Origin of the sequence: Cypionkella sp., from assembly GCF_034376685.1 — a bacterium.
Taxonomy (GTDB): Bacteria; Pseudomonadota; Alphaproteobacteria; order Rhodobacterales; family Rhodobacteraceae; genus Cypionkella.
The window spans coordinates 40710-61600 of the sequence record NZ_JAXMJJ010000097.1; the positions used below are offsets into that span (position 1 = coordinate 40710).

Genomic DNA, 20891 nt, shown 5'->3' on the forward strand with positions numbered 1-20891 from the left:
CAAATCACTCCCCTAAATCAGCGAAGATATTATCCGTCGGCGCGAACAAGATCTGATCGTCCGTTTCCGACCCCGAGTTGATATCGCGCACCGTCACCCGGCCATCGCCGTGGCCGATGATCACAATGTCACAGATATCTATGAACAGCCCGTTTTCAACCACGCCCGGAATCTGGTTCAACACCAAGGCCAGTTGCCGAGGATTACCGATCCGCTTCAGATGCAGGTCCAGAATGTAATTGCTCTCATCCGTCACCAGTGGCCGCTCGCCATTCATCCGCAGGGTCACATCGCGCGCCAGCACATCCATCGACACCAGCATTTCCTCAACCAAAGCTTTCGAGGTCTGCCAGCCGAACGGAATGATCTCAATCGGCAGCGGAAACGCCCCCAGCTGCTGCACTTCCTTCGCCGCATCCGCGATCACGATCATCTGATCGCTGGCGGTGGCGACAATCTTTTCCTGCAACAACGCAGCCCCGCCGCCCTTGATCAGCGCAAGGTTCTGGTCAAACTCATCCGCACCATCAATGGTGATGTCCAGCCATTTCGCCTCATCCAGCGACGTCACATGGATGCCGACCTGCCGCGCCAACTCGGCCGTGCGGGTCGAGGTCGGAACCCCCACAATCTTCAACCCCTCCTCGCGCACACGCTCACCCAGACAGCGCACCATCCACGCCGCAGTTGATCCGGTGCCCAACCCCACCTTCATGCCGTTTTCAATGAAATCCACCGCCCGCTTGGCGGCAACGAATTTGGCTTTGTCGATGGGGGAAAGCTCGGCTGGCATCTGGTTTCCTCAGTCTGATGCGCCCGACCGGGGGCGCGGGCTCCTACGCTGTTGCGTCCTTATAGGCAAAGCAGGCGGAGGGGGCGAGAGGGGAATCGCGCAGCCCCTTGACAGTCCCCGCGGCAAAGTTAATTTGCGAATAATTCTCAATATCAGAGAGCCGCCATGTCATCCCTCTTCGACCTTCGCACTGACTGGAAGCAACCCCGTGGCGATGCAGCGCTTGCCGATGTGCATCGCTCGGTGCACCTGCCGAAAGGCGCATGGCGCCGCTTCGCCGCCTTCCTTGGCCCCGGCTATATGGTGGCGGTGGGCTATATGGATCCCGGCAACTGGGCGACCTCGCTCGCTGGCGGCTCCAAATTCGGCTACACCCTGCTGGTGGTGGCGCTGATTTCCAACCTGATGGCGATCGTGCTGCAATCGCTCTGCGCCCGCCTCGCCATCGCCTCGGGCCGCGATTTGGCGCAAGCCTGCCGCGATGCCTTCCCGCGCTTCGTATCGATCCCGCTGTGGCTCGCCGCCGAAATCGCCATCATCGCCACCGACATCGCCAAGGTGATCGGCACCGCCATCGGCCTGAACCTGCTGTTCGGCATCCCGCTGGAACTCGGTGTCCTGATCACCGCCCTTGACGTGTTCTTGATCCTCTGGCTGCAAAGCAAAGGCTTCCGCTGGCTGGAAGCCTTCATTGTCACCCTGCTCGGGGTGATCGCCCTTTGCTTTGCCGTCCAGATCGCCATGGCCGATCCCGATTGGGCCGGCGTGATCAAAGGCTTCGCTCCCACCACCGAGATCCTACGCAACCCCGAAATGCTCTACCTCGCGCTTGGCATCCTTGGTGCTACGGTGATGCCGCACAACCTCTACCTGCACTCCGCCATTGTGCAAACCCGCGCCTACGGCGACAGCATCGAGGAAAAACGTGAGGCGCTGAAATTCGCCACCATCGACAGCACCGTCGCCCTCTGCTTCGCCCTGCTGATCAACGCCTCTATCCTGATCCTCGCCGCCGCCTCATTCAACGCCAATGGCCAGACCGAAATCGCCGAGCTTGGCGATGCCCACCAACTGCTCGGGCCGCTGCTCGGCTCGGGCATCGCGCCCAGCCTGTTCGCCATCGCCCTGCTGGCCTGTGGCCTGAACTCCACCGTCACCGCCACCCTCGCAGGCCAAGCGGTGATGGAAGGCTTCCTGCAAATCCGCCTGCCACCATGGCTGCGCCGCCTGATCACCCGCGCCATCGCCATCATCCCCGCCGCCGCCGTCACCATCTATTATGGCAGCGCGGGCACCGGCAAACTGCTGATCCTGACCCAAGTCATCCTGTCGCTGCAACTTTCCTTCGCCGTGGTGCCCTTGGTGATGTTCACCGCCAACCGCGCAAAAATGGGCGCTCTCGCCGCCCCGCGCTGGTTGGTCGCCTTGGCCATCCTGATCGCTGTGGTGATCATCGCGCTGAACCTGAAACTGCTGTGGGATTTCTTCGGCTAGCCCGTCCAAGGCTAGCCCCCACAACTGCCTAAAACTTATCTCAAATTTGCTTTCAGACTGGCTTAAATACTCCACGGGGGTGCGGGGGGGTGAAAACCCCGCGCACCTTCAAGCAGAGCGGCCCAGATCAGAACCAAGCCACCCGTCGCCGCTGCACACCAAATAGTGTCGGTTTTCGCATGGTATCCCCCGGCCCATCCGCCATACTGCCGCGAAATGAGGAGCCCGCGATGTATGTTCTGCACCACACCCCCGACTCGGCAGCCCTGATCGTCCGGCTGGTGCTGGAAGAACTCGGTCTGCCCTACCAGATCGCCGCGCTCGACCGCGCAGGCGGCGCGCTCGACAGCGCCGCATACCGAAAACTGCAACCCTTGGGCAAAATCCCGGCGCTGGAAACCCCAGACGGCACCATGTTCGAGACCGCCGCGATCCTGCTGCATCTGTCCGAAATCGCGGGCAAACTCGCCCCCGCCCCGAACACGCCAGAGCGCGGCCAATTCCTGAAATGGCTGTTCTTCACCTCCAGCAACCTGCATCCCACCGCGATGAATTACTATTATCCGCACCGCGTCGCAGGCCCGCAAAACGCGGATGCCGCCAAGGCGCAAGCCGAAGCCAACCTGAAATCGCTGGTGCAAACCCTCGAAGATATGATCGCCCTAGACACCCCCGACTGGCTTTCAGCCGAACCCTCCATCCTCGGCTATTATATCGCCGTGCTGATGCGCTGGCTGTTCGAGCCTTGCCCCGCCACCGACTATCCCGCCTTGCACAAAATCCTGCTGGCGCTCGAAGCCCGCCCCGCCGCACAAACCTGCGCGCAGGCCGAGGGCTTGGCCAGCACGATGTTCTCGAACCCTTATTGATCGGACCCCAGCCTCATGTTCCTCTCGGTTTTCGACATGTTCAAAGTCGGCGTCGGCCCGTCCTCGTCGCATACCATGGGCCCGATGGTCGCAGCCGCGCGGTTTCTCGACCTGATGCGCGCCTCGCCGTTCCAATTCGGCGGCGTCAAAGCCTCGTTGCACGGCTCCCTCGCCTTCACCGGCATCGGTCACGCCACTGACCGCGCCACCATCCTTGGCCTCGCAGGCTTCCACCCCGCCACCTATGATGCCGCGAAAGCCGATACCGTGCTCGCCGCCATCCATGAGACCAGCACCATCCACGCTGATGGCCTGCCACCTTTGCGCTTCAACCCCAAAGCCGACCTTGCCTTCGACTACGGCCCCGCGCTGCCCGGCCACGCCAATGGCATGGTGCTGAAAGCCACCGACGCGCAGGGCGACGTGATCTTGCAGGAAACCTACTATTCCATCGGCGGCGGCTTCGTGCTGACCGCAGGCGAGTTGGCCGAGGCAGGTGCTGGCAAATCCAAAACCAAGGCCGATGTGCCCTACCCATTCGAGTCCGCCGCCGAAATGCTGGCGATGGCGAAAGCCTCTGGCCTCTCCATCGCCCAAATGAAGCTGGCGAATGAGCTGAAGTTCCGCTCCAAGGCCGAGATCGACCAAGGCATCGCCCGGCTCTGGCAAGTGATGAACGACTGTATCTCACGTGGGATGGAGGGCACCGGCATCCTGCCAGGTGGCTTGAAAGTACGCCGCCGTGCCAAAGGCATCCACGACGCCCTGCTGGCCGAACGCGGGCTGAACATGACCGCCCCGCACACCATCAACGACTGGATGTCGCTGTATGCCATGGCGGTGAACGAGGAAAACGCCGCTGGCGGCCAAGTCGTCACCGCCCCCACCAATGGCGCGGCTGGCGTGCTGCCCGCCGTGCTGCGCTACTACCTCGACCACGTCCCCGGCGCTTCCACCTCCAAAATCGCCGATTTCCTGCTCACCGCTTCGGCCATCGGCGGGCTTTGCAAACATAACGCCAGCATTTCCGGTGCGGAATGCGGCTGCCAAGCCGAGGTCGGCTCCGCAGCCGCTATGGCCTCCGCCGCCCTCGCCGCCGTGCTGGGTGGCACGGTGATGCAGGTCGAAAACGCCGCCGAAATCGCCCTTGAACACCACCTCGGCATGACCTGCGACCCCGTCGCAGGCCTCGTGCAAGTGCCCTGTATCGAGCGCAACGGCCTGGGTGCCATTAAAGCCGTCTCGGCGGCCTCGCTGGCCCTGCGCGGCGACGGCGAGCATCTGGTCAGCCTTGATGTCTGTATCGAAACCATGCGCCAAACCGGCCATGACATGCATGAGAAATACAAGGAAACCTCGCTGGGCGGTCTCGCGGTGAACGTGCCGAACTGCTGAAACGGTGATCCAGCAGAGCCGCCAAGGCGGCAAGAGTGCTCCCTTCCCCCGGCCTTCGGCCGGGATGAAGGGCTGCCGCCGCGATAAGCCTGAAGCCGTGCGCATCGGGTCGCGGTTGCATTTGAGTATTTCCAAAAGAGCAACTTCTGCATCCGCAGCGCCGCCTGAGGTCGCTTTTAGGCACGACACCCGCCGCTCACCCGACTAGCCATGCGCTATGAACAATGATCGCATCCTTCGTGGCATCCTGTTGATGCTGGCCTTTTGTGTGATGGCACCGCTGCTCGACACCGCCTCGAAGCTTGCCACCGCCGATATTCCGGTCGGCCAGATCACCACCGCGCGGTTTCTGGTGCAAGGGGCGCTGATGCTGCCGATTGCCCTGCTGATGCGCCTGCCGCTGCGGATGAACGGCAAGACCACCGCTTTGATCACCCTGCGCGCGGTGTTCCTGATCGCCTCGACCTATGGCTTTGTCGCAGGCGTGCAGGTGATGCCCATCGCCGATGCCCTCGCCATCGTGTTCATTGAGCCGTTTATCCTGTTGATCCTCGGCTATTTGCTGTTCGGCAACCCCGTCGGCCCCCGCCGCATCGCAGCCTCCATTGTTGGCTTTGCCGGGGCGCTTTTGGTGATCCAGCCCTCGATCACCCATTACGGCACCGCTGCCCTCTATCCTCTGGGCACCGCGTTCAGCTTTGCCTTCTACATGCTGATCACCCAAGCCATCGCCACCGGCATGCACCCCGTTACCCAACAGTTGCACACCTCCATCGCCGGAAGTCTGCTTTGCCTGCCGATCATGCTATGGGCCAATGGCAGCGGCATCACCGAACTTGATCCGGTCATGCCGCAGGGCCTGAACTGGCTCTGGCTGTTTGGCGTCGGCTTTTGGGCGGCGGCAAGTCATATGTGCATGACCGTGGCGCTGAAATGCGCCCCCGCCTCTACCCTCGCACCGTTGCACTATCTGGAGATCGTCACCGCCGTCACCCTCGGCTATCTGGTGTTCGGCGATTTCCCCAATGCGCTGACCTGGGCCGGCATCGTGATCATCGTGGCCTCGGGCCTTTACATCATCCACCGCGAACGGGTCACGCTACACCAAGCCCGCTCAGTGCTGCCGTCAGAGATTTGATCGGCAGGATCACCAGCATTTTCCGCGCCGAGAACCGCAACTCCACCGGCCCCGACACCTCATTCGAGGTGCCGATCATCTGATCCGGCGCGAAATCCAAGCCCTGCAACGGCCAGCGCAGCCCCTCGCTTTCCCCGGTCACCTGCGCCATCGGAAACAGTGAGAACCGCGACCCCAAAGGCAAATCCAGCCGCATCTGCAAAGGCGCCAGAAAGATCACATCCTGCGGCGACAGCACCAGACAGCGCTGCTCCGGCGCACGCACCAAGGCGTTCAGCACCGCCAAGCCATGATCCAGCCGGGCGCCCGCGAATCCTATCCCCAGCACAAACGGCGCCTTGATCGACCGCAACGCCTTGTCAAAATCGGTGGTGATTTGTTCTGCGATCGGAAACAACCGCCCCGCCAGCCGCGCCCGCGCGCCCGCACTGATCGAATCCATATCACCAACCACCGCCTCAGGCTCCACCCCCAGCGCCAAAAGCCGGTCCGCCCCGCCATCCGCCCCAACAATCCTTGGCGCAAACCGCACAGCCCGCGTCAGCTGTGCCTTGCCGAACGGTCCGCCGCCCGCCAAAGTCACCCCCTGCAAAGAGTCGACAATCACCTGCATATTCCCGATACTGTCCTTTGAATTGCGGCACAAACTCCGTGCCGTGAACACAATCAATCCTTCAAATTACCCTGTTCTGTCCACGGAATTGAACAAAGCGCAGTGCAGGTTGGCGACGTGAACTTTGTAAAGGCGGCATCCCGATGATCGGTGCAAGTAAAATTCTTACCGTATCTTATGGAACTTTCAGCTGCACGCTGGAAGGTTTCGACGAACCTTTCAACACCATGAAGGCGATTGCCGAATATTTCCGCGATCTCGCCGCCGAAGACCGCTACTTTGGCGCAGAGCCGCCCACCCCCGACGCCGCCATGCTGCACCGCATTGCCGAACGGGAAATCCAACGCCGGGTTGAGGCGAAAATTCAGGATAACGGCGTGATCCTGCGCGCAGGTGATGCCGAAGCGCCTGCCCTTGCCGCCCCCGCAGTCGCCCCTTCCGTCGCAGCGGCCCCCGCTGTGGAAGCGGATGGCGAAAGCGTGGCCGCCCGGCTGTCTCGCTTGCGTGCGGCCCAAACCGCAGCACCTCTGGCCGCCGTTGCCGCCGAGCCCACAATCCACCACATCGCCGAAGCCGCAGCATTGGCCGATGATGCCTATAGCGAAGATCAGCATTCCGATGACATTCTGGCCGGGATCGCCGCTCTGGCCGCCCCCGAGGCTGTCGCGCCGCAGGTTCAGCACGACACCGCGCTGCAGGATCTGATCGCCTGCGACACAGCCGTTGATCAGCAAGACACATCAGCAGCCGAGATCGACACACAAGATCTTGCTGATCTCACCGCCCTGGATGCCGTGGCGCAAGCGCCCGTTGCGGAAGCGGCAGCGCAAGACCTTGGTTTTGCACCAGATCTGGGCTTTGAAGAAGATCCTGACGCGCAGGACGCTCCTGCCGCCGACCTCGCCGCCGCATTTGCCGATGATCTGCCCGCACCCGCAGAACCGTTCACCGCTGAAAGCCTGATCGCCAGCGAAGACCCGGTGATCGAAGATTTTGTTGCAAGCGCCGAGACTGCAACGGCTGAAGACTATGACGACGAAATCCTTGCCGATCTGTTGCCCGAGCACGATCCCATCGCCGAGGCTGCGGCCTATGCGGATGAAGACATGCTGGCGTCTTTGGGTGCGCTGATCGCTGAAAACGATCAAATCCAGCCGGAAGCGGTTGTGGCCCAACCGGCTGCGCCGCAGGCGACCGAAGCCTACGACGAGGATGACGCAGAAGACGATCTGCTGCTCAGCGCCATCGCCACCAAGCTGACCGCGACGCCCCCGCCAGCACCCGCCGCCGAACCCGCCGCTATGGACAGCGCCGCGCTTGCCCCGCAACCCGGCGAGAAAATTCAGCGCGCCCGCGCTCGGGTGATCAAGATCCGCCGCGCCGATGCCCCCCGCCCCGAAGCGGCAGCGCCACCGCAACACTCGCTGCTCTCGCCCGAAGCCGAAGCCGCGCTGCAAGCCGAGCTTGCAGCACTTGAGGCCGAAACTCCGGTGGAAATCTCTGCCCCAGTGCGCCCGACCCGTCCAGTGCGTCACTTGACACAACACAGCGCTGCGGTTGCGACCGACCTCGAAGATGACGCCATTCTTGCCGCCGCTTTGGCCGACCCTCAGGCAGACGCAGAGCTGCCTGAGGCCCCCGCCGAAGCGCAGCCCAGCGCACAGGCCGAAGGCCGCAAACTGTTGGAAACCGAATCAGATGACGATGCGGTTGAACGCCTGATGGCAGCGACGAATTCTGCGATGGATGACGAAGAAAGCCGCCGCCGTCATTCTGCGATCTCGCACCTGAAAGCCGCCGTCGCCGCGACCGAGGCCGAGCGTCAGATCAATGCCGGCCACCCCGGCAAAACCCAGCCCGATCGTCAGGACATCTACCGTCACGATCTGGAAAGCGTCGTGCGCGCCAAGCCGGTTGACGGCACCATTGAGGCTCGCGCCGCCGCCAATGCCGAACGCCTGACGCCCTTGGTGTTGGTGTCCGAACAGCGCATCGACCGCGCCAAGACACCTGCGGCACCGCTGATGTTGACGCCGGTCGCCACGCCCGCCCCCATCGCTTCTTCTGCTGCGCCGCGCGTGGTGATGCCGGTGCGCCCGCGCCGCGTCAGCGGTGCCGCCAGCATGGCCGCGATGCAAGCGATGCCGCACGACAACCACCTGCTCGACGATGTGGCCGATGATCTTGACGATGAAGACCTGCTCACCGCTGAAGAGGAAGGTAATTTCTTCGCCGAAGGCCAGAACTTCGCTGATTTCGCCGAAAAGCTGGGGGCCAATTCGCTGGCCGATCTGTTGGAAGCCTCTGCCGTCTACTGCACGCATGTGCTGGGCCGCCCGCAGTTCAGCCGCCCCTTGGTGATGCGTCAGCTTGAAACCCTGATCGACGAACCCGATCATCCGCGCGAAGATCGCCTGCGTGCTTTCGGCACCCTGCTGCGCCAAGGTCGCATCGCGAAAATCAAACGCGGTCAGTTCGCCATGACGGCACATTCGCCCTTGATGGCGGAAGCGCTTCGCATTACCGCGTAACACAACCGAACAGGGCCGAGGCTGCCACTCGCGCCCCATGAAACAGCCGCAACATCGGGGGATGTTGCGGCTGTTTTTCATTTCTGATCAGGGTTTGCGATCAGCTTCTGGGGCCGCATCCGGGTCAGGCTGCCCCACCCCCAGAAACACCGAGCGGAACGGCAAGATCCACGCCACCCCAAGCAGCAGATAGGCCGGAACCTCAGCCCAGATCGGCAGCCGATCAATTTTGTCGATCAGATTGACCGCCACCACGACATAAATCGGCATCCCTACCAAAAGGATCAGCAAAGACAACCGCTTACGGGCCTTGTAACTCAGCGCCATCGCACCCTCCTGAAACCAAAACGCCCCCTGCATCGTCGCAGGGGGCGCAATGAAAGCTAAACCGAAAGCTCAATCCGCAAAGGGATCGGTCACCAGAATCGTATCGTCGCGCTCAGGGCTGGTCGACAACAGCGCCACCGGACATTGGATCAACTCTTCAATCCGCCGCACATATTTGATCGCAGCCCCCGGCAGATCCGCCCAAGACCGTGCGCCTGCGGTATTCTCGGACCAGCCTTCCATCTCTTCATAGATCGGCGTGCACCGCGCCTGCTGATCGGCGGCCGTCGGCAGATAATCCAGCCGCACACCGTCCAGATCATAGCCGACGCAAATCTTCAGCACCGGGAAACCGTCCAGCACATCCAGCTTGGTCAGCGCAATCCCCGACACACCGCTGGTCGCACAGGTCTGCCGCACCAGCACCGCATCAAACCAGCCGCAGCGACGTTTGCGGCCCGTGACAGTGCCAAACTCATGCCCGCGCTCGCCCAGACGCGCGCCATCGGCATCGAACAACTCCGCCGGGAACGGCCCCTCACCCACGCGCGTGGTATAGGCCTTCACGATCCCCAACACGAAATCAATCGCCGTCGGGCCAAGGCCAGTCCCCGTCGCCGCCTGCCCCGCAATGACGTTGGACGAGGTCACAAACGGATAAGTCCCGAAATCAATGTCCAGCAACGCGCCCTGCGCGCCCTCGAACAAAATCCGCTTTCCGGCCTTGCGCGCCTCGGTCAGCACCTTCCACACTGGTTTCGCATAAGGCAGAACCTGCGGCGCAATCGACCGCAACTGATCCAGCAGCGACTCGCGGTCAATCGGCGCAATCCCCAAGCCGCGACGCAACGCATCATGGTGGCCCATCAGGCGATCCACCCGGGTTTCCAAAGTGCTTTCGTCCGCCAGATCCGCCACCCGAATGGCCCGCCGACCCACCTTATCCTCATAAGCCGGCCCAATGCCGCGCCCGGTGGTGCCGATCTTGGCCACGCCAGTCTGCCCCTCGCGCGCCCGGTCCAACTCGCCATGAATTGGCAGTATCAGCGAGGCATTCTCGGCAAGCATCAGGTTGTCGGGCGTGATATCAACGCCCTGCCCGCGCAGCTTTTCGATCTCGGTCACCAGATGCCACGGGTCCACCACCACACCATTGCCGATTACCGACAACTTGCCACCGCGCACAATCCCCGAGGGCAGCAGCGACAGCTTATAGACCTTGCCGTCAATCACCAGCGTATGCCCGGCGTTATGACCGCCCTGAAAACGTGCGATCACATCGGCCCGCTCTGAGAGCCAGTCGACGATTTTCCCCTTACCTTCGTCGCCCCACTGGGCTCCGACGACAACAACATTGGCCACGGCATATCCTTCGCGTTTTGGAAAAACCGCGCGACCTATAGCGACACCTGCACCGCGATGAAACCGCTAAATCGCACAAGGCCGCGATGGCCCGCTGGACAGACAGCCGCAGATACGCCACCAAAGACCAAACGAGGGGACAAACATGGGCATTATCCTGCGCTGGTTCGGAGCATTCGTGCTGCTCGCAGCCACCTACAACCCGACGCAATGGAACTTCACCCGCTGGGCCGAGGCAAACTGGCAGACCCAGATGCCGCTGACCATCCTGCTCGGCCTCTTGCTTGGCGTCGGCTACATGATCTACATCGGCGCCACCCTGCGCTCGATCGGTGCCTTCGGTATTATCCTTGTCGGCGCCATCGTCGGCGCCTTGGTCTGGGTGCTGATCGACTACCAGATCCTCACCCTGCAAAATCCGCAGGTCAACCTCTGGCTCGGCATCTTCGCGCTGTCAGTGGTGCTTGGCATCGGCCTGTCATGGAGCATCATCCGCCAGCGCCTGTCAGGCCAAGCCACGGTGGACGAAGTGCAAGAGTGACGCCGCGCTAAACAGTGCGTCCGAATGCCCACATCCCGACAACCATCGCCACCAGCAGCGCCAACAGCGCCATACTGCGTCGGCCCAAAATCAGCATGATCAGACCCTGCACGCTGATGATGCCACCCAACAGCAAAACGAAAAGGCCCGCCAGACCCGGCGTGCTGCGCAACCGCTGCGCATCGGTCGAGCTGGCATCTAGCCCTTCAATCCGCACCCCCGGCCCCGGCGTGATCGCCTCGGGCAGCCAGTCTGGCATCGGTCGTGCCAGAATAAACCGCAACAACCACAGCCCAATGGCCAGAATGGGCAGGCCACAAATCAACACAAACACGCCCCGGATACGGGCGCTGCGCGCGCTCATCTCTTGCATGAATATCTGTCCCAAAAAACGCCTGAACGCGTCGATTATGATCGCCTCGCGCCAGCAAGCAAGTGGTCTGCGCGCCAATCTGCCGCTAAGCTGCGCGAACATACCCCAAACCAGCCGCCACAGTGAGACATCATGCTGCTCTACATCACCCTTGGCACCAACAACCTCGCAGTAGCCAAGCGGTTCTACGACGCCGTGATGCCCTGCCTCGGTCTGGTGTTCCGCGCCGAAGACGCCGATGAGATCGGCTATGGCCCGCCAACGGGTCGTATCCGGTTCTGGGTCACCCGCCCCTATGACGGCAAGCCCGCCAGCAACGGCAACGGCGCGATGCCCGCATTCGAGGCCGCCAACCGTGCCGCCGTCGATGCCTTCTACCATGCCGCTCTTGCGCACGGCGGCACGGATGAGGGCGCGCCCGGCCTGCGTCCGTTCGGCCCATCTTTCTACGCGGCCTACGTCCGCGACCCCGATGGCAACAAACTCTCTGCCGTCTGCGAAACGCCCGAACACCCCGAAAGGCCCATCTGATGCTGCTCTACATCACCCTTGGCACCAACAACCTCGCCGCCGCCAAGCGCTTCTACGATGCCACGCTCGCCCCCATAGGCCTGCATTTCATGGGCGAGTTTGACGGTGAAATCGGCTATGGCCCCACCCTCGCCGAAAATCCGCTGGTCTGGATCAACCAACCTTATGACGGCAACCCCGCCACCATCGGCAACGGCTCGATGCCCGCGTTCAACGCCTCCACCCGCGCCGCCGTCGATGCCTTTTATCAAGCAGCCCTCGCTCATGGCGGCACAGATGAGGGCGCGCCCGGTCTGCGCTACAGCCCGAACTTCTACAGCTGCTACGTCCGCGACCCCGACGGCAACAAGCTCTCCGCCGTCTGCACCGCCGCCGAATAACCGCCGCGCCCAAGGTTTCATCTGTTTCTGAATATCCCTGCCGGAGGCTCCTTTCTGGCTGCGGATGCCTCCGGCGGGGATATTTGCGCACAGAGGATGACCAACAGCACCCGAAGGGCTTGCACGCCTGACTGCATCCGCCTAGATAGGCCGCGACCTCTTAGAAAGCCCGGCCCGTATGGAAAACGTTATCCTCACCGTCCACCTCATCCTCGCCCTGCTGTTGATCGGCGTGGTGCTGCTGCAACGGTCGGAAGGTGGCGGGCTTGGCATGGGCTCTTCGGGTGGCGCGGTTTCCGGTCGCGCTGCAGCGACGGCCTTGGGCAAAGTGACGTGGATCCTGGCAATTTGCTTCATCGTGACTTCGATCACCATGACCATCCTCGCCGCAAGCAGCGCCTCGACCTCGTCGGTGATCGACCAGTTTGGCGCCGAGCAACCCGCAGCTCCCGCCCCGGCGCTTCCGGCTGGTGGTGATCTGCTGCCGCCCTCGAACGATGGCAGCCCGGCAGCCCCTCCGGCAGCTACCGAACCCGCAGCGCCTCCGGCAGCCGCCACTCCAGCAACCCCGGACGCTCCTGCTCCGGCCACCCCGGCACCTGCCCCGGCAGAGCCTCCGGCCTCAAACTAACACCAACTGTTGCAGCGCAACACCGCCAACCGACAGCATCTAGCGGTCGGGTTGCGCTCTCGCTTTGCTTAAGCTATTGCTCAACTCCCGTGATGCTGTGATTCCAAGGCTGCGAATCAGAGCCGTTTCAACCAATTCACGGGGGCCCCCACATGGCACGCTATATTTTCATCACCGGCGGCGTGGTGTCCTCTCTCGGCAAAGGCCTCGCCTCCGCCGCCCTTGGCGCGCTGTTGCAAGCCCGCGGCTACACGGTGCGATTGCGCAAACTTGACCCCTACCTGAACGTCGATCCCGGCACGATGTCGCCCTTTGAACATGGCGAAGTGTTCGTCACCGATGACGGTGCAGAAACCGATCTCGACCTTGGCCATTACGAGCGTTTCACCGGCGTTTCCGCCCGCCAGACCGACAGCATCTCCTCCGGCCGGATCTATTCCAACGTGCTGGAGAAAGAACGTCGCGGCGATTACCTTGGCAAAACCATCCAGGTCATCCCCCATGTCACCAATGAAATCAAAGACTTCCTGCGCATCGGCGACGAGGAAGTCGATTTCATGCTCTGCGAAATCGGCGGCACCGTCGGTGACATCGAAGGCCTGCCGTTCTTCGAGAGCATCCGTCAGTTCATCCACGAACGCCCGCGCGGCCAGTCGATCCTGATGCACCTCACCCTGCTGCCCTACCTTGCCGCCAGTGGTGAGCTGAAAACCAAACCCACCCAACACTCGGTCAAGGAACTGCAGAGCATCGGCCTCGCCCCTGACGTGCTGGTCTGCCGCTCCGAACACCCGATCCCGGATCGTGAGCTGGAAAAGATCGCCCTGTTCTGCAACGTCCGCAAAGAACACGTCATCCCGGCCTATGATCTGAAAACCATCTACGAGGCCCCGCTCGCCTACCACCGCGCCGGTCTCGATCAGGCGGTCTTGGATGCGTTCGGCATCACCCCCGCCCCCAAGCCCAACCTCGCCCGCTGGATCGACGTGATGGACCGTCTGACCCATGCCGAAGGCCAGGTCCGCGTCGCCATCGTCGGCAAATACACCCAGCTGGAAGACGCCTACAAATCCATCGCCGAGGCCCTCACCCACGGCGGCATGGCCAACCGCACCCGCGTCAAAGCCGAATGGATCGACGCCGAAATCTTTGAACGCGAAGACCCCGCCCCCTACCTCGAAAACTTCCACGCCATCCTCGTCCCCGGCGGCTTTGGCGAGCGCGGCACCGAAGGCAAAATCAAAGCCGCCCAATTCGCGCGCGAAAAGAAAATCCCCTATCTCGGCATCTGCCTCGGCATGCAAATGGCCGTCATCGAATCCGCCCGCAACCTCGCAGGCGTCACCAACGCCGGTTCAGAAGAATTCGACGTTGAGGCTGGCGCGAAACGCTTCACCCCCGTCGTCTACCACCTGAAAGAGTGGATCCAAGGCAACCACGTCGTCGCCCGCAAAACCACCGACGACAAAGGCGGCACCATGCGCCTGGGCGCCTACACCGCCGCCCTCACCCCCGGCAGCCACGTCGCCCAAATCTACGGCACCACCACCATCGAAGAACGCCACCGCCACCGCTACGAGGTCGATGCCAAATACATCACCGAGCTAGAAAAATGCGGCCTGATCTTCTCCGGCATGAGCCCCGACGGCCGCCTGCCCGAGATCGTCGAGGTCAAAGACCACCCGTGGTTCATCGGCGTGCAATTCCACCCGGAATTGAAAAGCAAACCCTTCGCCCCGCATCCGTTGTTTGCCGATTTCGTGCGGGCGGCGAAAGAGGTGGAGCGGTTGGTGTGAGAATTAATCCAACCGCCCCGACAACTCATTACGGTGTATATAAAGATGGCCCACCTGCAGCGCCAAGAACGTAGCAGGAATCTTTTGAGATTTTCATTTTCTTGTTTCTATCTTGAGGCAGCTTTGCCGCTTCTGTGGCAGCATTTAATGAATCACCCGTGCAATATGGAATCGAAACCTTTTGATATCCACGATCACGCATGCAAATTTCTAGGTTTTGACCACGAAGACCTGAATTTGTGTCGACTGAATAAAGGCCAACGTAAGGTGCCCAGCTGACTTGGGTATTTGTTGGCACGGCTTGTGTTGCAACTGTCGCGCATCCAACAGAATCTCGTTCATAGCGATCAAAAGTGACACCCTGCTTAACGTAAAAATCGTTTGGCACACAGCCCGATAGCGCAAGAGGCAACGAAGCAAGCATCGTAAACATTAATCTGACATTCATCAACTGGTCCTCATTTCAAGTTTCACCTTTACGTGAGTAGCAGTCTTTCCCTTATAAACAATGTAAATTTATCATCTCACTATGGAGCCGATATATTTTAAATTCCCTCACCCTTCCCCCAACACCCGCTGCACAATCCCCGGCTCCTTGGCGATCAGCGCCAGCAGCACCCGCGCCGGGCCGTCCGGCTTGCGACGCCCCTGTTCCCAATTCAACAACGTCGCTTTCTTCACTCCAATCGAGCGGGCAAACTCCGCCTGTGACAACCCCGTCCGCGCCCGGATTGTCGCCACGGTTGGCGTCCCATCCGCCTCAAAGCTGTGAACTATGCAGCCAGCCGTATCGCCTTTTGCAAAAGCCAGCGCTTGATTCATCCCGATCACGATGCTGTCAAAAAACTCGCTCATCTACCCACCCCCTCACACCATCTCCACTCGTAACCTCTTCCCCACCGCCTTCGCATACTTCCGCAAGGTCTCCACCGAGGGCGACACCCGCCCGCCCTCCAGCCGCGCAATCGCCGACTGGGTGGTGCCCATCCGCTCCGCCAAAGCCTCTTGCGTCAGCCCCGCCTCGGCACGGGCCGAGATCATCGCCTCAATCACCGAATACTCTGCATCGGCTTCGGCATAGGCGGCGGCGAAGGCCGGGTCTTTCATGTTTTTCGCCAGCATCTCGGCCAGCGGAACAGTCTTGCTCATCGCGCCATCTCCTTCATCGCGAAATCTCCTTCATCCGCGCCCGCGCCAAGTTCAAAGCCCGCAGCGGAGTCTTTTCTGATTTCTTCTCAAACACATGCAGCAACACAACCCGCCGCCCTACCACCGCCACATAAAGCCCGCGCGCAACGCCCTCGGCGGCTTTGGCGCGCAATTCCCACAGCTTGCCGCCCAGATGCTTCACATGCGGTTCATGCATCTGCTCCAGCCCATAGCTTTCGATCATCGCCATCAGCCGATACATCCGCGCCCGCAGCCCCACGGGCAGCGCGTCAATCTCTACGTGAGCCGCCGCCAGCGCCTCCACCGACCATTGCATTTCCGCTATATACCCTTTCCGCTATATCCAATCAAGCCCTCCTCCGAACTCTCCCGCATCATCCTTAACCAACCGCTAACGCCGATCTTGCCCGAAGCCTGCGCCGCGCCTATCCTGCCGCAAACAACCCCGGTGCGCGCATGTTCCGCCTTGCCCTTGCCACTGTCATGATTGCAGCCCCGCCTATGGCCGATCCGCTCAGCGGCAAAAGCTATATCGTCGAGCTGTCGTCGACCCAGTCCAGCTCGGGCTATGGCGAGTATCTGTTGCCGCCGCTGCTGAAAGCGCTGCAAGGCTCTGGTCTGAAAGCCAAAAGTGGCCCCGGAGCTGATCTGGTGATCAATATAAAACCAGACTCAGACGTCGGCCGTTGGGTCGGTGCGGGCGAAAACCGGGTCTGGCTTTATACGATTTCCGCCACCGTCGGCATCTCGCCGGAAAGCTACATGATTCCGTTTGACGGAACCCCGGTGTTTGGCATCACCGCCAGCCTGCAAACCCCGAACCCCGACCGGCAGGATGAGATGGACTGTCTGATCACCCTCGCCGCCCGCACCGCGCTGAAGAACTACCGCCCCACCGGGGTGTTCAAGACCGATGGCAGCGCCTGTGCGCGGAAATAGCCTGAAACCTTAACAAACCCTTAAATCCACCACCCTATCCCCTTGAAATTCCACAGCTAAAAAAGGTCCCGAATTGGGACCCTGCGCAAATCCCCTTCCCCCGCCGAAATTCCCGCCCTATAAACCCGCATGCTCAGCTATCAACACCTGTTCCATGCCGGAAACCTCGCCGATGTCCAGAAGCACGCGCTGCTGGCCGTCATGCTCGATTACCTCATCCAAAAAGACAAACCGCTGACCTATATCGAGACCCACGCCGGTCGCGGTCTCTATGATCTGGGGTCGGATGCGGCGCTGAAAACCGGCGAGGCCGCCGCAGGCATCGCCATCGCCGAGGCATGGTTCCCCCCCCTGCACCCCTACCGCAACCGCCTGAACGAGGTCCGCGCCAGCTACGGCCCGATGGCCTACCCCGGCTCCCCCTTGATCGCCGCCCTATCTTTACGCGACCAAGACACCATCCATCTGGCCGAGCTTCACCCGCAAGAACACCAACACCTGCGCCACGCCCTGAACCCGTGGAGCGCGCATATCTATCAAAAAGATGGCTTCGATCTCGCCCTCGCCATCACCCCGCCGACGCCGCGCCGGGGACTGATGCTGATTGATCCCAGCTATGAGGTGAAGGCCGATTACGACGCCATCCCCAAGCATATCGCCAATATCAACCGCAAATGGAACGTCGGCATCATCGCTTTGTGGTATCCCTTGCTGGTGGGTGGCCCGCACGGCCCGATGCTGAAAGCGCTGGAGGCGCAGTTCCCCGAGGCGCTGCGCTCTGAGGTCCGCTTTCCCCCCGCGCGGGAGGGGCACCGGATGGAGGGGTCGGGCATGTTCATCATAAACCCACCCTATGGCCTCTCCGAAGAAGCCGCGCGGATTGAGGCGCATTTCAAGGCGCTATAGTTTCAAGGCCCGAACGGCTGGAGTGTTCAAATGCTGGAATTTCACACCCTCGACGTGTTCACCGAAACCGCCTTCGCAGGCAACCCGCTTGCCGTGATTTTGGGCGCCGACACCCTGACCACCGCCGAAATGCAAACCATCGCACGCGAGTTCAACTTGTCCGAGACGATCTTCGTGCAAGCGCCACAAGACCACGCCCACACCGCTCGCGTCCGCATCTTCTTTCCCACCGCCGAGATCCCCTTCGCGGGCCATCCGACCGTGGGCTGCGCCATTCACCTTGCCTGCGCCAGTCACACCGGCGATTTCGAAACCTTGATCACGCTGGAGGAGGAGGCAGGTCTTGTGCCCGTCACCGTCACCCGCCACGGCCCCCACATCGAGGCCGAATTCACCGCCCCCGTGCTGCCGTTCCCGGTGAAAACCGACCTGCCCGTTGATCTGATCGCCGCCAGCCTCGGTCTCCCCCTCCCGCAGATCGGCTTTACCGACCACCGCCCCGCCACCCACCAAGGTGGGCCGCGTTTTCTGTATGTCCCGGTCGACAGCCTTGGAACCCTCGGCCAAGCCAAACCACGCGAGCCGCATTGGTCCGCACTGATGGCTCTCGCGGAAGTCGATAGCGCCTACCTCTACACCCCCGGCGAAAGCTGCGATTTCCAAGCCCGGATGTTCTCGCCCACCGCAGGCATCGCCGAAGACCCCGCCACCGGATCAGCCAGCGCGATTCTCGCGTCGCAACTTTGGCGAACCGGCGTGATCGCCTCGGGCACCACCCGTTTGACCCTGCGCCAAGGCGTCGAGATGGGCCGCCCCAGCCAGATTGGGTTGAGCATCAACGCCACCGCCGAAGGCATCACCGCCGTCCGCATCAAAGGCAGCGCCGTGCCGATCAGTTCGGGGCATATTCGCCGCCCCTAACCATTTCGTGCAATTCAGCACCAGCAACGCCACTTGGCAAGGCCGTAGCGCCCGCCTATCCTGCTGCCATGTTCGCAGAAATCCTCCGCAGCCTTCTGGCTCCCGCCCCAACCCGTATGGCCGACCCTGACGCGCGGCTTGCCCTTGCCGCCCTGTTGGTGCGCGTAGCCAAAACCGATGGCCTGTATGCCGCCGAAGAGGTGGAACGAATTGAAAAAATCCTGATGGCCCGCAATGGCCTAGATCCGTTTGAGGCCGCCGCCCTGCGCGCCAAGGCCGAGGATTTCGAAGCCCAGGCCCCCGACACCGTGCGCTTTACCCGTGCGCTGAAAGCCGCCGTGCCGCTGGAAGACCGCGCCGGGTTGATCGAAGCCCTCTGGTCGGTGGCCCTGGCGGACGGTCAGCGCGACGCAAGCGAGAACCAGCAAATGCGTCTGCTCGCCAACCTTCTGGGGCTGAGCGATATGGAATCCGCCCAAGCCCGCCAGAAGGTCGACCGCGCATGATCGCTTCGCTCGGCATGTATGACCGCGCAGAGACCGCCGCCGCCAATGATCAGCTATGGGCCAACATCCGTGACGGGCTGCGCGCCGAGGGTATCGCAGCCCCCGAAGCCCTGACCCGCGGCGATCACGCCTATTGGGACGCTTGGCAATCGCCCGATCTGGTGTTTTCGCAAACCTGCGGCTTTCCGTTTCGTGCCAAACTGCATGATCAGGTCACCTTGATCGGCACACCGGATTATGACCTGCCCGGTTGCCCGCCCGGCCATTACACCTCGGTATTTGTCGCCCGCCACGACGATCCGCGCAGTAGCTTGGCCGAATTTTCCAATGCGCCCTTCGCCTATAACGAAGACCTCAGCCAATCCGGTTGGGCCGCCCCGCAAAATCATGCGCGCGTCCACGGGCTGCATTTCCCGCCCAGCCTGCAAACCGGCGGCCATCGCCTGTCTGCCCTTGCCGTTGCAAATGGTCGTGCCGATCTTGCCGCGATTGACGCGCTGACTTGGGAATTTCTTTCCCAATACGAGCCCTTCGCTGCCAATCTGCGCGAAATCGCCCGCACCGAACCACCCACACCGGTGCTGCCCTATATCACCGCCAAGGGGGCAGACGCGGCGCTGTATTTCCGTGTCACCAAGGCCGCGATTGCGGCGCTTTCGCCCGCCGACCGTGCCACGCTGCACCTCAAAGGGTTGATCGCGATTCCGGTGGCCGATTATCTTGCAGTGCCCACACCGCCCTCACCTGAGCAGATTGCGCATAACCTTTAGGCAAATCGCCCAACCACTCACCAAAATGCGCTGCAAAACCCGTTGCAATGCAGACCATTCTGCGCCCTATTCAAGCACCTGCCCCGTTTCGAAAGCCCCCCAGTGAGCGAATCTGCCGATACACCCGTCATTGCGATCCATGATCTGCACAAAAGCTACGGCTCGCTTGAGGTGTTGAAAGGTGTCGATCTGACAGCACCGCGCGGGCATGTGGTTTCCTTGATCGGCTCGTCGGGTTCCGGCAAATCGACGCTGCTGCGCTGCTGCAACCTGTTGGAAGACAGTCAGCAGGGCGAGATCCGCTTTGAAGGCGAGCCGGTGCGTTGGAAGGGCCAGGGCCTTGGCCGCCACCCCGCCGACCGCGCGCAAGTCACCCGGATGCGCACCAATCTTTCAATGGTGTTTCAACAGTTTAACCTGTGGTCGCATATGACCATCCTGCAAAACGTCATGGAAGCCCCGGTGACGGTGATGAAGCGCGACCCGAAAGAGGTCGAGGTGAAGGCCCGCGAATACCTTGCCAAAGTCGGCATCGCAGACAAAGCCGATGCCTGGCCCGCGATGCTGTCGGGTGGCCAACAGCAACGCGCCGCCATCGCCCGTGCGCTTTGCATGGAGCCGCGCGCTTTGCTGTTTGATGAACCCACCAGCGCGCTCGACCCCGAACTGGAGCAAGAGGTGATCAAGGTGATCAAGGCGCTGGCCGATGAAGGCCGCACCATGATCCTTGTGACCCATGATATGAAACTGGCAGCTGACGTGTCCGATCACGTCATCTTCCTGCACTTGGGCAAAGTCGAAGAACAAGGCCCCCCGGCCGAGTTGTTCGGCAGCCCCAAAACCAACCGCCTGCGCGGCTTTCTTTCCGCAGGCAGCCACTAAGACCAAAAACAGCAAACCAAAAA

At 61.7% G+C, this 20891-nt stretch carries 25 protein-coding genes; 16 read left to right on the top strand and 9 right to left on the bottom strand.

From position 1 onward, the window contains the following. Positions 1 to 4: 4 nt before the first annotated feature. Entirely contained in the window at positions 5 to 793 is a 789-nt protein-coding gene (rpiA, locus tag U1A24_RS18760) for a ribose-5-phosphate isomerase RpiA (RefSeq protein WP_322323508.1), read from the bottom strand. Positions 794 to 958: 165 nt separating this feature from the next. Between rpiA and U1A24_RS18765 the strand changes: the two genes are divergently transcribed. The 4 genes from U1A24_RS18765 to U1A24_RS18780 all read left to right on the top strand — a co-directional run bounded on the left by U1A24_RS18765 (position 959) and on the right by U1A24_RS18780 (position 5689). Further along, positions 959 to 2287, top strand: a complete 1329-nt coding sequence (locus U1A24_RS18765) for an Nramp family divalent metal transporter (RefSeq protein ID WP_322323509.1) — start codon at positions 959 to 961, stop codon at positions 2285 to 2287. Between the two features lie 230 nt (positions 2288 to 2517). Beyond that, entirely contained in the window at positions 2518 to 3156 is a 639-nt protein-coding gene (locus tag U1A24_RS18770; protein ID WP_322323510.1) for a glutathione S-transferase family protein, read from the top strand. A 15-nt stretch (positions 3157 to 3171) separates the two neighbouring features. After that, a complete protein-coding gene (locus U1A24_RS18775) occupies positions 3172 to 4551 on the top strand; it encodes an L-serine ammonia-lyase (RefSeq protein ID WP_322323511.1) in 1380 nt (459 codons plus the stop codon). Between the two features lie 217 nt (positions 4552 to 4768). Further along, complete coding sequence (locus tag U1A24_RS18780; protein WP_322323512.1) at positions 4769 to 5689, top strand: DMT family transporter; 921 nt, start codon at positions 4769 to 4771, stop codon at positions 5687 to 5689. On the opposite strand, the gene U1A24_RS18785 is transcribed toward U1A24_RS18780, so the two are convergent. Then, entirely contained in the window at positions 5646 to 6302 is a 657-nt protein-coding gene (locus U1A24_RS18785; protein ID WP_322323513.1) for a thiamine diphosphokinase, read from the bottom strand. The genes U1A24_RS18780 and U1A24_RS18785 overlap by 44 nt on opposite strands. Before the next feature lie 143 nt (positions 6303 to 6445). Between U1A24_RS18785 and U1A24_RS18790 the strand changes: the two genes are divergently transcribed. Continuing rightward, positions 6446 to 8833 (top strand): hypothetical protein, encoded by a 2388-nt coding sequence (locus U1A24_RS18790; protein ID WP_322323514.1) that lies wholly within the window; start codon positions 6446 to 6448, stop codon positions 8831 to 8833. A gap of 87 nt (positions 8834 to 8920) precedes the next feature. Here U1A24_RS18790 and U1A24_RS18795 read toward each other — a convergent pair whose 3' ends face one another. Both U1A24_RS18795 and U1A24_RS18800 read right to left on the bottom strand, forming a co-directional pair. Beyond that, on the bottom strand, positions 8921 to 9160 hold the full coding sequence (locus tag U1A24_RS18795; RefSeq protein WP_322323515.1) for a DUF2842 domain-containing protein: 240 nt from the start codon (positions 9158 to 9160) through the stop codon (positions 8921 to 8923). A gap of 69 nt (positions 9161 to 9229) precedes the next feature. Beyond that, the gene (locus tag U1A24_RS18800; protein ID WP_322323516.1) at positions 9230 to 10522 is read right to left on the bottom strand and encodes an adenylosuccinate synthase; all 1293 of its coding nucleotides are present in this window, start codon (positions 10520 to 10522) and stop codon (positions 9230 to 9232) included. Positions 10523 to 10667: 145 nt separating this feature from the next. On the opposite strand from U1A24_RS18800, the gene U1A24_RS18805 reads away from it, so the two are divergent. Further along, the gene (locus U1A24_RS18805; protein ID WP_322323517.1) at positions 10668 to 11063 is read left to right on the top strand and encodes a DUF6524 family protein; all 396 of its coding nucleotides are present in this window, start codon (positions 10668 to 10670) and stop codon (positions 11061 to 11063) included. A 7-nt stretch (positions 11064 to 11070) separates the two neighbouring features. Here U1A24_RS18805 and U1A24_RS18810 read toward each other — a convergent pair whose 3' ends face one another. Then, the gene (locus U1A24_RS18810; RefSeq protein WP_322323518.1) at positions 11071 to 11436 is read right to left on the bottom strand and encodes a hypothetical protein; all 366 of its coding nucleotides are present in this window, start codon (positions 11434 to 11436) and stop codon (positions 11071 to 11073) included. 132 nt (positions 11437 to 11568) lie between these two features. Between U1A24_RS18810 and U1A24_RS18815 the strand changes: the two genes are divergently transcribed. The 4 genes from U1A24_RS18815 to U1A24_RS18830 all read left to right on the top strand — a co-directional run bounded on the left by U1A24_RS18815 (position 11569) and on the right by U1A24_RS18830 (position 14774). Continuing rightward, a complete protein-coding gene (locus tag U1A24_RS18815; protein ID WP_322323519.1) occupies positions 11569 to 11967 on the top strand; it encodes a VOC family protein in 399 nt (132 codons plus the stop codon). Next, the gene (locus U1A24_RS18820; RefSeq protein WP_322323520.1) at positions 11967 to 12347 is read left to right on the top strand and encodes a VOC family protein; all 381 of its coding nucleotides are present in this window, start codon (positions 11967 to 11969) and stop codon (positions 12345 to 12347) included. Before U1A24_RS18815 ends, U1A24_RS18820 begins: the two co-directional genes overlap by 1 nt. A 178-nt stretch (positions 12348 to 12525) precedes the next feature. Then, positions 12526 to 12978, top strand: coding sequence for a preprotein translocase subunit SecG (gene secG, locus U1A24_RS18825; RefSeq protein WP_322323521.1), 453 nt, complete (start codon positions 12526 to 12528; stop codon positions 12976 to 12978). A gap of 152 nt (positions 12979 to 13130) precedes the next feature. Then, on the top strand, positions 13131 to 14774 hold the full coding sequence (locus tag U1A24_RS18830; protein ID WP_322323522.1) for a CTP synthase: 1644 nt from the start codon (positions 13131 to 13133) through the stop codon (positions 14772 to 14774). Between the two features lie 28 nt (positions 14775 to 14802). Here the strand turns inward: U1A24_RS18830 and U1A24_RS18835 are convergent, their stop codons facing one another. From U1A24_RS18835 to U1A24_RS18850, 4 genes are all read right to left on the bottom strand, one after another. Continuing rightward, positions 14803 to 15222: a hypothetical protein gene (locus tag U1A24_RS18835; RefSeq protein WP_322323523.1), complete on the bottom strand. Its 420-nt coding sequence runs from the start codon at positions 15220 to 15222 to the stop codon at positions 14803 to 14805. 107 nt (positions 15223 to 15329) lie between these two features. Beyond that, positions 15330 to 15629: a helix-turn-helix domain-containing protein gene (locus tag U1A24_RS18840; protein WP_322323524.1), complete on the bottom strand. Its 300-nt coding sequence runs from the start codon at positions 15627 to 15629 to the stop codon at positions 15330 to 15332. 12 nt (positions 15630 to 15641) lie between these two features. Beyond that, positions 15642 to 15923: a helix-turn-helix transcriptional regulator gene (locus U1A24_RS18845; RefSeq protein ID WP_322323525.1), complete on the bottom strand. Its 282-nt coding sequence runs from the start codon at positions 15921 to 15923 to the stop codon at positions 15642 to 15644. A gap of 13 nt (positions 15924 to 15936) precedes the next feature. Further along, on the bottom strand, positions 15937 to 16260 hold the full coding sequence (locus U1A24_RS18850; RefSeq protein ID WP_322323526.1) for a type II toxin-antitoxin system RelE/ParE family toxin: 324 nt from the start codon (positions 16258 to 16260) through the stop codon (positions 15937 to 15939). A gap of 140 nt (positions 16261 to 16400) precedes the next feature. Here U1A24_RS18850 and U1A24_RS18855 point away from each other — a divergent pair, with 140 nt between their 5' ends. The 6 genes from U1A24_RS18855 to U1A24_RS18880 all read left to right on the top strand — a co-directional run bounded on the left by U1A24_RS18855 (position 16401) and on the right by U1A24_RS18880 (position 20868). Further along, positions 16401 to 16883 (top strand): hypothetical protein, encoded by a 483-nt coding sequence (locus U1A24_RS18855; RefSeq protein WP_322323527.1) that lies wholly within the window; start codon positions 16401 to 16403, stop codon positions 16881 to 16883. Positions 16884 to 17012: 129 nt separating this feature from the next. After that, positions 17013 to 17789, top strand: coding sequence for a 23S rRNA (adenine(2030)-N(6))-methyltransferase RlmJ (gene rlmJ, locus U1A24_RS18860; protein ID WP_322323528.1), 777 nt, complete (start codon positions 17013 to 17015; stop codon positions 17787 to 17789). 30 nt (positions 17790 to 17819) lie between these two features. Beyond that, the gene (locus tag U1A24_RS18865; protein WP_322323529.1) at positions 17820 to 18710 is read left to right on the top strand and encodes a PhzF family phenazine biosynthesis protein; all 891 of its coding nucleotides are present in this window, start codon (positions 17820 to 17822) and stop codon (positions 18708 to 18710) included. A gap of 68 nt (positions 18711 to 18778) precedes the next feature. Next, complete coding sequence (locus U1A24_RS18870; RefSeq protein ID WP_322323530.1) at positions 18779 to 19216, top strand: TerB family tellurite resistance protein; 438 nt, start codon at positions 18779 to 18781, stop codon at positions 19214 to 19216. After that, complete coding sequence (locus U1A24_RS18875; RefSeq protein WP_322323531.1) at positions 19213 to 19986, top strand: phosphate/phosphite/phosphonate ABC transporter substrate-binding protein; 774 nt, start codon at positions 19213 to 19215, stop codon at positions 19984 to 19986. Before U1A24_RS18870 ends, U1A24_RS18875 begins: the two co-directional genes overlap by 4 nt. A gap of 102 nt (positions 19987 to 20088) precedes the next feature. Then, entirely contained in the window at positions 20089 to 20868 is a 780-nt protein-coding gene (locus U1A24_RS18880) for an amino acid ABC transporter ATP-binding protein (protein ID WP_322323532.1), read from the top strand. Positions 20869 to 20891 lie beyond the last annotated feature (23 nt).